The 11897-nt window shown below is 70.5% G+C and carries 11 protein-coding genes; 4 read left to right on the top strand and 7 right to left on the bottom strand.

All coding sequences use genetic code 11. The features are described from left to right. The first annotated feature begins 10 nt into the window (after positions 1 to 10). Positions 11 to 1105, top strand: coding sequence for an ABC transporter ATP-binding protein (locus ABD743_RS35295; RefSeq protein WP_344727578.1), 1095 nt, complete (start codon positions 11 to 13; stop codon positions 1103 to 1105). A gap of 86 nt (positions 1106 to 1191) precedes the next feature. On the opposite strand, the gene ABD743_RS35290 is transcribed toward ABD743_RS35295, so the two are convergent. Together ABD743_RS35290 and ABD743_RS35285 are read right to left on the bottom strand one after the other, a co-directional pair. Beyond that, positions 1192 to 2418 carry a cytochrome P450 family protein gene (locus ABD743_RS35290; protein ID WP_344727577.1) on the bottom strand — a complete coding sequence of 409 codons (1227 nt, stop codon included), beginning with the start codon at positions 2416 to 2418 and terminating at the stop codon, positions 1192 to 1194. A 35-nt stretch (positions 2419 to 2453) separates the two neighbouring features. Further along, a complete protein-coding gene (locus ABD743_RS35285) occupies positions 2454 to 3161 on the bottom strand; it encodes a TetR/AcrR family transcriptional regulator (RefSeq protein ID WP_344727576.1) in 708 nt (235 codons plus the stop codon). Positions 3162 to 3323: 162 nt separating this feature from the next. On the opposite strand from ABD743_RS35285, the gene ABD743_RS35280 reads away from it, so the two are divergent. Continuing rightward, positions 3324 to 4097 (top strand): enoyl-CoA hydratase-related protein, encoded by a 774-nt coding sequence (locus ABD743_RS35280; protein WP_344727575.1) that lies wholly within the window; start codon positions 3324 to 3326, stop codon positions 4095 to 4097. A gap of 27 nt (positions 4098 to 4124) precedes the next feature. On the opposite strand, the gene ABD743_RS35275 is transcribed toward ABD743_RS35280, so the two are convergent. Genes ABD743_RS35275 through ABD743_RS35265 form a run of 3 tightly spaced genes read right to left on the bottom strand, consistent with a single transcriptional unit; the run spans position 4125 to position 7833 of the window. Then, positions 4125 to 5336, bottom strand: a complete 1212-nt coding sequence (locus ABD743_RS35275) for a DUF418 domain-containing protein (RefSeq protein ID WP_344727573.1) — start codon at positions 5334 to 5336, stop codon at positions 4125 to 4127. Beyond that, a complete protein-coding gene (locus ABD743_RS35270; RefSeq protein WP_344727571.1) occupies positions 5333 to 7075 on the bottom strand; it encodes a hypothetical protein in 1743 nt (580 codons plus the stop codon). The genes ABD743_RS35275 and ABD743_RS35270 overlap by 4 nt, the downstream gene beginning before the upstream one ends. After that, entirely contained in the window at positions 7060 to 7833 is a 774-nt protein-coding gene (locus ABD743_RS35265) for an ABC transporter ATP-binding protein (RefSeq protein ID WP_344727569.1), read from the bottom strand. Before ABD743_RS35265 ends, ABD743_RS35270 begins: the two co-directional genes overlap by 16 nt. A 129-nt stretch (positions 7834 to 7962) precedes the next feature. Between ABD743_RS35265 and ABD743_RS35260 the strand changes: the two genes are divergently transcribed. Together ABD743_RS35260 and ABD743_RS35255 are read left to right on the top strand one after the other, a co-directional pair. Further along, entirely contained in the window at positions 7963 to 9261 is a 1299-nt protein-coding gene (locus tag ABD743_RS35260) for a sensor histidine kinase (protein ID WP_344727567.1), read from the top strand. After that, the gene (locus ABD743_RS35255; protein ID WP_344727565.1) at positions 9258 to 9941 is read left to right on the top strand and encodes a response regulator; all 684 of its coding nucleotides are present in this window, start codon (positions 9258 to 9260) and stop codon (positions 9939 to 9941) included. Before ABD743_RS35260 ends, ABD743_RS35255 begins: the two co-directional genes overlap by 4 nt. A 39-nt stretch (positions 9942 to 9980) precedes the next feature. Here the strand turns inward: ABD743_RS35255 and ABD743_RS35250 are convergent, their stop codons facing one another. Both ABD743_RS35250 and ehuA read right to left on the bottom strand, forming a co-directional pair. Beyond that, positions 9981 to 10748 carry a CDP-diacylglycerol diphosphatase gene (locus ABD743_RS35250; protein ID WP_344727563.1) on the bottom strand — a complete coding sequence of 256 codons (768 nt, stop codon included), beginning with the start codon at positions 10746 to 10748 and terminating at the stop codon, positions 9981 to 9983. Between the two features lie 381 nt (positions 10749 to 11129). Continuing rightward, on the bottom strand, positions 11130 to 11894 hold the full coding sequence (gene ehuA, locus ABD743_RS35245) for an ectoine/hydroxyectoine ABC transporter ATP-binding protein EhuA (protein WP_344727720.1): 765 nt from the start codon (positions 11892 to 11894) through the stop codon (positions 11130 to 11132). Between the last annotated feature and the right edge of the window lie 3 nt (positions 11895 to 11897).

The raw sequence follows: 11897 nt of genomic DNA, 5'->3' as shown, positions 1-11897 counted from the left end.
GGAGCGTCCCGTGATCGAGATCCGTGGACTGGTCAAACGTTTCGAGGGGCGGGCGGTCACCCGCAATGCGGTCGACGGCGTCGACCTGGAGGTACCGGACGGCAAGCTGGTGACCCTGCTGGGGCCGAGCGGCTGCGGCAAGACCACCACGCTGCGGCTGATCGCCGGCCTGGAGCGGCCGGACGCCGGAGAGATCCGGATCGGCGGGCGCGTGGTGTGCGCTCCCGCGGAGGGCGTGTTCGTCGGGGTGCACCAGCGCCCGATCGGCGTGGTCTTCCAGTCGTACGCGATCTGGCCCCACATGACGGCCGTGCAGAACGTCATGTTCCCGCTGCGCTCGGGCCAGAAGCGCCTGCCGAAGGCGGAGGCACGCGAGCGCGCGATGGCTGCCCTGGAGATGGTCGGCCTCGCCGACCTCGCCGACCGGCCCGCACCTGCGCTCTCCGGCGGGCAGCAGCAACGCATCTCGCTCGCCCGGGCGCTGACCCGCGAGCCCGAGGTGCTGCTGCTGGACGAGCCGCTGAGCAACCTCGACGCCGGCCTGCGCGACCGCGTCCGCGACGAGATCCGCGCGGTGCAGCAGCGCCTGGGCATCACCACCGTGTTCGTCACCCACGACCAGGACGAGGCGCTCGCCGTGTCCGACGAGGTCGTCGTCATGGACAAGGGCCGGATCGTCGAACGCGGCCCCGCCCAGGAGATCTACGCCTGGCCGCGCGAGGAGTTCACCGCCCGGTTCATGGGCATCTCCAACAGCCTGCCCGGCACGGTGATCTCCCGGACGGACGACCGTGCCGAGATCGAACTCGGCCACGGCCGTCTGATCTGCCTGGCGGCAGGCCAGTTCCCACCCGGCACGGAGGTGAACGTCTTCGTCCGCCCGGAGTGCCTCGTGCTGTCCCGCAAGAACTCCGCAGGGCAGGGCTGGCAGGGAACGGTGGAGTTCAGCATCTACCGCGGTGACTGCTGGGACTACCACGTCCGCGTGGGTGACACCGTGCTCCGTTCCCGGATGTACCGGGAGAAGAAGGGCCTCGGCCACGGCGAACCGGTCTGGGTGGTGCCGGAACAGGAATCGGCGATAGCAATCCCCGCAACGGCCTGACACGGCACACACCTTCCGGTCCCGGCACAGACGGCCGGCGCTGTGTGCAGCAGCGGGAAGGTGTGTGCCAAGCCCGTCAGCCCAGGTCAGCCCAGGTGCAGGGGGAGGCGGGCCAGGCGGCGCATGCCGGGTGCCTGTACCCACTCGTGCTCGGACGAGGTCGGCGCCAAATTCGGGAACCTCTCGACTACGGCGCGCAGCGCCACCTCACCCTCCTGCCGCGCGAGGGCGGCGCCGAGGCAGTAGTGGAAGCCGTGCCCGAAGCCCACGTGGCCCTCGCCCCGCCCTGCCGGACGACGGGTGACGTCGAGCCGCTCGGGGTCGGTGTACTCGCGCGGGTCGTGGTTGGCGGACACGAGAACCGCCTGCACCGGGTCGCCCGCCCGGATCGTTACCCCGCCCATCTCGAGGTCCTGCGTGGCGTAGCGGATCCGCGTGACCTGCACCGGGCTGCACCAGCGCATCAGCTCGTGCACCGCGCCCGGCCACAGCGACGGGTCCGAGCGGAGCAGGGCGAGCTGGTCGGGGTGCTCGAGCAGGGCCACCAAGCCGTTGCCGAGCAGGTGTGCCGTGGTCTCGTGGCCGGCCATCACGAGCGTGAGCACCATGGTCACGAGCTCGTCCTCGCTGAGCCGGTCGCCCTCCTCGTCGCGCACGTGGACGAGCGCGGTGAGCAGGTCGTCGGCGGGTTCGGCACGGCGGCGCGCGATCAGGTCCTGCACGTGAGTGACCATGTCCCGCACGGCGACACCCACGACGTCGGGCCTCATCGTCGTCAGCGCCGCACCCCACTCCCGCCACGACGGCCGGTCGGCCTCGGGCACGCCCACCAGCTCGCAGATCACGGTGATCGGCAGCGGATATGCGAAGTCGGCCATGAAGTCCACCGGTTCCACGAACTTGTCCAGCAGCCGCGCGGTGATTTCCTCGACGCGCGGGCGCAGGTCGTTCACGCGCCGCACGGTGAACGCGCGCGACACCAGCTTGCGCAGGCGCGTGTGCCTCTCACCGTCGGAGTCGAGGATGGTGTCCTTGAGGAAGCGGGCGTACTCCGGCGGGATGCCCACCATCTCGAACATCTTGTCGCGAACGCTGTCGACCTTGACGCCCGGCACCGACGTCGCGTTGTTGACGAAGCGGGGGTCGCCCAGCACCGTCCGCACGTCCTCCTGGCGTGTGACGTACCAGGCGGGGCTGCCGTCCGGGGTACGTCCCCGCAGCACCGGCGCCTCTTCCCGCAGCCGGTTGTAGCCGCCGTACGGATCCGCGATCAGCGCTGGGTCCATGATGTTCGGCTCGACAGATGCGGTCATCGTTGACTCCGTTTCCCAGCACCACCCCGCCCGGGTCACCGGACGCGGCGGCGCACCTCGTGATCGATGTCCTCGATCAGTGATCGATAGAGCTCCGCGACGACGGGGGCCAGCCGCTCCAGCTCGACGGCCGGCGGGTCGGGCACCTCGATCGTTGCGGCGATTGCTCGCTCGAGGAGATCGGTGCGGGTCTCGACGTCGAGATCGGGAGTACCCCCCGGCATCCCGCCCACGAAGAAGAACCCGGCGCCGATCGCCGAGAGCATGTACAGCAGCGCCTCGGGCCTGAGATCGGACCGCAGGCACCCGGCAGCGTGGAGCAGCCGCAGGTGCTCGGTGAGCACCTCTTGGCGGCGTCCGACGAGTGCACCGAGGGTGTCCGCCGCCTCGTGCGCCAGCCGACCGAGCACCTCGGCGTCGCCCAGGTACAGCGCGCGTGCCAGTGGATCCTCACTGAGCACCCGGTAGAGCGAGCTCACCAACCGGGAGGGCAACAGCTGCTCCGGGTCGGCAGCCATCCGCTCGGCCGTCGACGCGACGACCTGGTGCTGCGCTCGGAGCAGCACGGTGAGGAAGAGCGCCTCCTTGTTGTGGAAATGCAGGTAGACCGTGCCTTTGCCGATCCCGGCATGCCGCGCGACATCGTCGATCGTGACCCGTTGGTATCCCCACCGCACCAACAGGTCTGCCGCGGTGTCGAGCACCCGCTCCATGCGGGGGCTCGCGAAATCCGGATCGGCCACCCTCACCTCCTACTCGTGACGCTATGACCGTCTGACGCGGTGACCAGATCTGCCGATCCGGTCAAGCGGTCACGCTACGCCCGCCGCGAATCGGCGACAAGCCCGTTTCGCGGGAATTGTCACGACCCTGACGCGACGCGCGGTCCGGACTACGGTTGGCGCATGGCCGACTACGAGCACCTGCTGGTCAAGCAGGACGGGGACACGGTCCGGATCACGATGAACCGGCCGGAGCGGCGCAACACCCTCACCGAGACGCATCTGCGGGAGCTGCTCCACGCGTTCGAGAGCGCCGCTGCGTCCGACGCCACGGGAATCGTGCTCGGGGCCGAGGGCAAGGCCTTCTCTGCAGGACACGACTTCGGCGACGTCGCAGCGCGCAACCTGGCAGGCGTCCGCGAACTCCTGCAGCTGTGCACGAAGCTCATGCGCACGATCGAGTCGGTGCCGCAGGTCGTCATCGCGCGGGTGCAGGCGATCGCGACGGCTGCAGGCTGCCAACTCGTGGCGTCCTGCGACCTGGCCGTGGCCGCGGAGTCGGCGGCGTTCGCCCTTCCCGGCGGCAAGGCCGGCTGGTTCTGCCACACCCCGGCAGTGCCGGTGGCCCGCAGCGTCGGACGCAAGAGGCTGATGGAGATGGCCCTCACCGGCGACGCGATCGACGCCGCCACCGCCGCCGAGTGGGGACTCGTGAACTACGCGGTGCCCGACGCCGAGCTCGACACCCGCGTCGACGACCTGCTCGCGCGGGCCACCCGGGGCAGCCGATTCGGCAAGGGCGTGGGCAAGCAGACGCTCTACGCCCAGCTGGACCGGCCCGAGGCCGACGCCTACGCGATCGCCGTGGAGGTCATGGCGGCGCTGTCGCAGAGCCCGGGTGCACGGGAGGGCATGGCGTCGTTCCTGGAGAAGCGCGCGCCCGTCTGGACGGACTGACGTACCGGCCGCCGAACGCGCACGTGGTCACGGTCGCGGCTGATCCACTGCGCGTTGATCATGCGGCCGGCTGCCGCTCACGAGCCGGCGCAGCAGCGCGTCCACCGGACCGGGACGGCCGGTGCGGTCCATCCACGCCGCCACGGCCAGGGCCACGAGCCAGACGGCGGCGGCGACCGCCAGCGCCCCGATGCTGTCGACCCGATCCCCCACAGCCAGCAGGTCGTGGTGCAGCACCACCGCGACGAGCACCGAGTTGAACAGGTAGAAGGTCAGCGACCGCTGGCCCACTGCGACGACGGCGCGCGTGATCGGGCCCCGCCGCTCGTCGAGGCGAAGTGCGAGCAGACCGAACGCCGCCGCGTAGCCCGCCCCGCCGAGCACACCGGTGAGCACCTGCAGCGCGAGCAGGGCGCCGGTGGACACGATGTCAGGGCGGACGGCGTCGATCGCGATCAGGGCTGCGGGCAGCGCGCCGAGCACCGACGTGGCGATCCCGCCGACCGCGATGCGGATCAGGAGTGGGCGATGACGGGACGGGTCGTCGAGCAACCCGCTGCGACCGGCGCGGAAGCCCAGCACCACGAGCAGGAGCAGCGGGTAGGCCACAGCGATGAAGATCGGAGTGAACGGAACGCCGGCCAGCCGCATCGACCAGTCCGCGGCCGTGATGTACCCCGGCACCGCGTACCCCGCGACGTCGGGGGCCGCCGCCAGGGAGACCATCGCCGCCGTCACGGTGACGACGTAGCAGGGCACGAGCACCGCGATCGTGCGCGCGACGGCGCGGTCGGACCGGAACAGCAGCCAGCCGAGCACGAGCCCGGCCAGCCCGTAGGAGGCGAGGATCTCCCCGGGGAACACCAGCAACGCGTGCACCGAGCCGAAGGCGACGAGCAGCAGGCTGCGGCGACGCAACAGCCTGCGGATCTCGGAATCCGCCGCGCCGGACCGACGCCGCCGGGCCACCATCCAGGCCAGCCCGTAGCCGTACAGGACCGCGAACATCGGGAACGCCCGGTTGTCCAGCACGAGCACCACCACGAACCGCGCCACGGTGTCGGCGACCGAGGTGCCCTCCGGAAGCCGGCCCCCGAACGCGACCCCCGCGTACACCCCGGCATAGGCCATCGCGATCAGCAGGAGCATCACCCCACGCGCCAGGTCGGGGGCGAGCTTGCGCTCCGACTGCGGAGTGCCCCCGTACCCCGCGCTCGCAACCGGTCCAGACGCGGTCATCCCACTCGCTCCTTCTGTGGTGCGGATTCCGTCTTCCGCGGTGCCGGCTTCTCCCCCTTGGCCGCAGCCGCGGCCGCGAGCGCCGAGCTCTCCGCCTGGCCGGACAGGTAGCCGAGGAGCCCGCCGCCGCGCCCCTTGGTCGCGGCAGTGCCCGGGTAACGCAGCCGGGCGAAGGTCTCGGGCAGGTGGGTCTCGAGGCGCCGGGCCGCCACGGCACCGCACAACCAGGCCGCCACCAGGCCGTTCACGATCGCCACGGCGAGGGCCGTGAGGACGAGCCACGCCGGCTGGTCCTGTCCGCCGACGACCAGCGGTACGGCCACCGCGACCGTGGGCCCGACAAGCGTCAGAATCGACCAGAGCGCCACATTGATGGAGAAGTTGTTCTCACCGGCGTCTGTTGCGTTGACCCGCCGGTGCGGGTCGACACCGGGCGTCACTCCGACGACGGACATCACGACCGCGATGCCGCTGCCGACCCCGAGGGTCGCCAGGAGGCCGGCGACGACCGGCACCGCGAAGTCCCACACCCCGGTCAGCGCCATCATCAGAAACGACAGACCGAACGCGGGCAGGCCGAGCGCCACCACCAGCCCGATCTGCCGGCCGCGGATGTCTGCTCGGACCGCCCGGGGACTCTGCGCCGCGACGAGCTGCCAGAGTGCGGTGCCGTCCTGGCCGAACAGGTTCGCCCCGCTGAGCCCCACCATCAGCGCGACGGCGATGCCGGCCAGACCGGCTAGCTGCGGGATCCCGGCGATCACACCGTAGATCGCGACGAAGATCCCGAACCAGATCGACGAGCGGACCTCCAGGCTGCGCCACGGATCCCGCCACCAGGTGCGCAGCTCCTTGCCCACCACGGCACCGAGCGGGGTGCCGGGAAGCACCCGGCCGCGGGTGAGCACCCGGCTCCCCCACGGCCGCCCCCGGCGCCGGACGGTGCGGTTGCCCACGTACGGCGTCAGCAGTGCGACGGCCGCGGCCACCACCAGCGCCGTCACCAGCGCGAGCGCACCGATCAGCCCCGCCGCCGACGCGTAGTCGCCGGAGACCGCGGCGTCGACGGCGAGCAAGGGCCAGCTGCTGGGGAACAGGCTCAGCACCCCCGAAACCCCCGACCCACCGAAGCCCTCGCGCAGGAACACCGGCACAGCGCTGATCACGGGCGAGACGATCAGCCACCCGACGAACATCGACGAGAGCATCAGCCCGTACTGGATCGCCGCGATCTCGACGCCCATCCGGGTGCGCATCGCCGCGCCGAGCAGCGCGTACACCACCCGGGAGAGCGCCACGACGAAGACGAGCAGCAGCACGCCCCCCACCGCGGCGGTCACGACGGCCACGGCGATCGACACGACGGCCGGCCAGGCCGTCACGACCGCGTACCCGACCAGCGCGAGGATCGCCGCGCCGGTGACGGCGGCGCCGACGCCGACGAACACCGATGCGAGCAGTCCCAGCCCGAGCCACTGCCGGGGAAGCGGCAGGAGCGTGAAGTACTCGGGCCGCAGGACGGCCGCCCCCGAGGTCAGGATCGGTCCGACCAGCCAGCCGACCAGCCAGGCGGCCAGCACGAACAGCAGGACGTCCGACCGGGCCGCGGGCGCCGCGACCAGCACGGCCAGCCAGGTGGCGAGCGCGGCGGCAACGCCCAGGACGAGGCCGAGCACCCGTTTCCAGCTGAGCGAGTGCCGCTGGATCGTGAGCTTGAGCCGGATCAGCTCGCCAACCACGCCAGCTCCCCCTCCCCGATCTCGCGCTCCCCGACGAGCCGGACGAAGGTGTCCTCCAGCGTCGAGGTCCCCCGCACCTCCGCGAGCGTTCCGGCGGCCAGCACCCGCCCTGCCGCGATGATGGCCACGCGGTCGCAGAGGTCCTCCACCAGCGACATCACGTGCGACGAGATCACCACCGACCCCCCGGCGGCGACGAAACGGCGCAGGATGCCCCGCAGCACGCGGGCCGAGACCGGGTCGACCGCCTCGAAGGGCTCGTCGAGCACCAGCACCTTCGGCGCGTGCAGAAGCGCGGTGGCCAGCCCGATCTTCTTTCGCATGCCGGTCGAGTACTCGATGACCAGCACACCGCGGTCCTCGACCTCGTCGAGCTCGAGGATGCGCATCAGCTCCGCCGACCTGGCCCGCACCACGTCGGCGGACATGCCACGCAGCAGCCCCCAGTAGGTGAGCAGCTCGCCGCCGGTGAGCCGCTCGGGGAGCGCGAGGCCGTCGGGCAGCACGCCGAGCAGTGCCTTCGCCCGGGTCGGATCCGTCCAGACGTCGATGCCGTGGACGGCGGCCGTGCCGGAGTCCGGGCGCAGCAGGCCGACGGTCATGGCGAGCGAGGTGGTCTTGCCCGCACCGTTCGGCCCGACGAGCCCGGTCAGCGAGCCGACCGGCACCGACAGGCTCACATGGTCGGCGGCCGGCTTCCCGGAGAAGACCTTGGTGAGCCCCTCCATCTGGAGGGCAGTCGGGGAGTCGATCGGCATGGGCGCAACGCTGCCCGTCCGCCGTGCCGCGATCTGCGGCCGATCGGCCAGTGCCGCTGACCGATCGACCACGATTCGGCCGGAAAACCACATCTATCGGGCATACGTCCCTTCCGTACAGTTCGTCTCATGGTCGACACCGCCCGGCCCCCCGCGCCCCCGGTGGACCGCTGGATGCTGCCCGGCGAGCTGGCCCGCGCGGCCGACCCGGATCACCGCTCCATCAGCGGCTCGGCCCGGCGCACGCCCCGCGATTGGGGCGTCGATCTCGTGATGTGCCTGGTGGCCGTGGTCGTCGGCGCCTCCGAGCACACGCTCGTGATGTTGCCCGACATGTTCGGCCTGCCCACCTGGCTCCGAATCGTCGATCCGCTCCTCGGCGGAGTGGCCTGTCTCGCGCTGTGGTGGCGGCGGCGGTTCCCGGTGGCCACCGGGATCCTGGCCGCCGTCGCAGCGTCGATGTCCAACACGGCGACCGGCGCCGTGTTCCTGCTGCTGTTCTCCCTCGCCCTGCACCGGGGCTGGAAGTACGCGGTGCCGATCAGCTTCGGCATGGTGGTGCTCGGCCTGCCGTACATGACGACGTACTTCCCGCCCGTGTTCGGCCCGCCCGCCCCGTGGATCATCGTGATCCTGCTGGGCACGGCGCTGGTGATCACCGCTGGGCTCGGCGTCCGCGCCCGGCGCCAGCTCGTGCTGGCCCTGCGACTGCGCGCCGACGCCGAGCGGCGCGAGCACGCGAGGCAACTGGAGGAGAGCCGCCACGCCGAGCGGCAGCGGATCGCCAGGGAGATGCACGACGTGCTCGCGCACCGGATCTCCCTGCTGTCGGTGCACGCGGGCGCCCTCGAGTACCGCACCGCCATGGCGGAGGCCGGCACAGCGCCGCCACCGACAGCCGCCGAGGTGCACAGTGCGGTGAGCGTCGTGCGGTCCAACGCGAACCAGGCGCTCGAAGAGCTCCGCGAGGTGCTCCACCTGCTGCGTCACGAAGACGCGACAGCCGACGTCGAACGGGAGGAGATCCGGGCCGCCCCGCAACCCACGACGGACCGCCTTCCCGCGCTGGTGGACGAGGCGCGGCGCAGCGGCCAGCAGGTGCACGCGGACCTCGCCGACGACCTCACCGCGCTGCGTCCGCAGCTCCAGCGCACCGTCTACCGGATGGTGCAGGAGGGCCTCACGAACGCCCGCAAGCACGCCCCCGGCGCCGCGGTCGATGTGCTGGTCAGGGGTGAACCGGGCGGTGAGGTCGTGGTGGAGGTCGGCAACCCGGTGCCCGTCGGGGTCACGACGAGCGAGATCCCAGGAGCTGGATCAGGGCTGACGGGGCTCGCCGAGCGGGTCGCCCTGCACGGTGGAGAGCTCACCCGCGATATCGCGGACGGGCAGTTCCGGTTGCGCGCGAGCATGCCGTGGCCGCGATGAGCGAAGACGGCCGGATCCGCGTGCTCGTCGTCGACGACGACCCCCTCGTCCGCAGCGGGCTCACGATGATGCTGGGCGGCGCGGGCGACATCGAGGTCGTGGGCGGGGCAGCGGACGGCGCGGACGTGGTCGACGCCGTGGGCCGGCTCGCCCCGCACGTCGTGCTGATGGACGTGCGCATGCCGGTGCTCGACGGCATCACCGCCACCACGGCGCTGGGGCGCCGGACCGGCTCCGCAGTCGGCGGTCCCGCCGTGGTGATGCTGACGACGTTCGACGCGGACGAGACCGTGCTCGCCGCACTGCGCGCGGGCGCCGCGGGCTTCCTGCTCAAGCACACGCCGCCCGCCCAGATCGTCGACGCCGTGCGCCGCGCGGCTGCGGGCGACCCCGTGCTCTCGCCCAGCGTCACCCGCAGCGTGATCGCGATGGCGGCAGGCCGACCCGGCCCGGACACGTCCGGCGACTCCGACGCCGTCGCTCGCATGAACCTTCTGACCGACCGCGAGCGCGAGGTCGCCCACGCGGTTTCCGAAGGGCTGAGCAACGCCGAGATCGCCGAGCGGCTGCACCTGTCGACGTCGAGCATCAAGGCGACGATCTCCAGCGCCCTGACCAGGCTCGACCTGACCAACCGCATCCAGCTCGCGATCCTCGCCCACGAATCCCGCCGCCGCTGAACCCACCAGGGCGCGCACATGCCACCGAGAGAACGGGGCTCACTTCTTGACCAGCAGCGGGTCGCACGCATCGGTGCCCATGAGGTTGCCACCCCGCTGACTGTTGAGGATGTAGAAGCCACCTGCATCCCGATTCGTGACCAGCATGGTCTGCTCACTCATGTTGTTCTTCGCCACGTTGTCCACGGCAAGCTTGAACAGGTTCGCGTTCAGATCATTGCGGCGGAGTACACGATACTTGACGCCCTGGATCGTCACCCGGGATGCGTCCCACTTCGTCGGGTCCGTCGTGATACTAGCGTCGGCCTTCTTGAGCTCGGCTTGCACCACCGGCTGCATTCCGGCGATGTGAATGTGCAACTGTTTTTGCTGCCGAGCTGCAACCGAGTTGATACCCAGCCCGATGTTGGCGTGATTAACGACCTTGGTGGGCCCACTGAGAGCGTGCTCCCACGCGCTCTTCCAGTAGTTCCATTCCTGCGGCTGCCAGATCAGCGGGCACTCGATGCCCTGCCTGCGAGCGGTAGGTACGAGCAGGTTGTTATTGGTTGTCGGACCCGTCGTCCGGGCGCCTTTCACCAGCGCGTAGTCCTTCGCTGTGAACAGGCATTTTTTGGTTCCAGCGGCACATTCCTTGGCTGACACCCACAGGTAATCGGTGTCGTTCAGACCGCCGCAGTCGGCAAGCAGGGACTGTGCCCAGGCGTTCTCGGCCGGACCTCCGGCGAGGAGAGCGCCTGCCCCGGCAGCGCCGGACAGAGCGATGAAACGACGTCTGGTCAGCCTCTCGGCCTCGTCCTCGGACATGGAAAACCTCGGGTGGTCAGGTAGAGCCGATACCCCCAACCGCCCGATGGATCAACCCGCCGCAATGACGCCAGGCCGGCTGCTCAATTCTCCATCGCGCTGTACCGGCGATCGGTTCCGTGACCTCTGCCGCGCTGCAATCCATCTTTTCGATCTCCCCGGATCCTGTCGATCCGCTCAGGAGTCGCGCTCCGCAAAGGCTGATGACTTCGAGCAGGAGTCACAGCGTATTCATGCCCTCGATTGTTCGTCAAGCCGGCCGATCTTCAGTCCGACGCGATCTCGGAATCAGCTCGCTAAAACCCGATCCCGACGGACGAGCGGCGCGTCCGTACCGACCTATCGGACGGGCGTGCCGCTCGGCCGCGCAGGGAGGCCGGTTTACCCCCGTTCCAGCACTGCCTTCAGGAACTCCTTCGTGCGCGGCTGCTCCGGGTCGGTGAACAACTGCGCGGGTGGCGCGTCCTCGATCACCTTTCCACCGTCGAACATCATCACGCGGTGGGAGAAGTCGCGCGCGAACCCCATCTCGTGCGTGACGCAGAGGATGGTGATGTCGGTGGTGGTGCCGATGTCGCGCAGCAGGGCGAGCACGCCGGCGACCAGCTCGGGGTCCAGCGCCGAGGTCACCTCGTCCAGCAGCAGGACGTCCGGCCGCATCGCGAGCGCCCGCGCGATGGCCACCCGCTGCTGCTGCCCTCCGGAGAGCCGCGACGGGTGCTCGTCGATCTTCTCCCGGAGACCGACGAGGTCGAGCAGCTCCTCGGCACGGGCGTTCGCCTCGTCCTTGGACAGGCCCAGCACTCGGGTGGGCGCCTCGATGAGGTTGCCGCGCACCGTCATGTTCGGGAAGAGGTTGAACTGCTGGAACACCATGCCGATGTGCTTGCGCACCTCACGGCTGTGCTTCTCGTCGGCAGGGACGAGCTTGCCGCCCTTCTCCATGTGCGAGAGGTAGCGTCCTCCGACGGTGATCGTTCCGTCGTTCACCGACTCCAAGCTCATGAGCAGCCGCAGGATCGTCGTCTTGCCCGAACCCGACGGCCCGATCAGCGTGACGTGCTCGCCGGGGGCGACCGTGAAGCTCAGGTCGGAGAGCACCACGTTGTCGCCGAACCGCTTCTCCACGCGGTCGAAGACGATCATCGG

It is taken from the genome of Pseudonocardia yunnanensis, assembly GCF_039534065.1.
Taxonomy (GTDB): domain Bacteria; phylum Actinomycetota; class Actinomycetes; order Mycobacteriales; family Pseudonocardiaceae; genus Pseudonocardia; species Pseudonocardia yunnanensis.
This window is presented reverse-complemented; position numbering and strand designations above follow the sequence as displayed.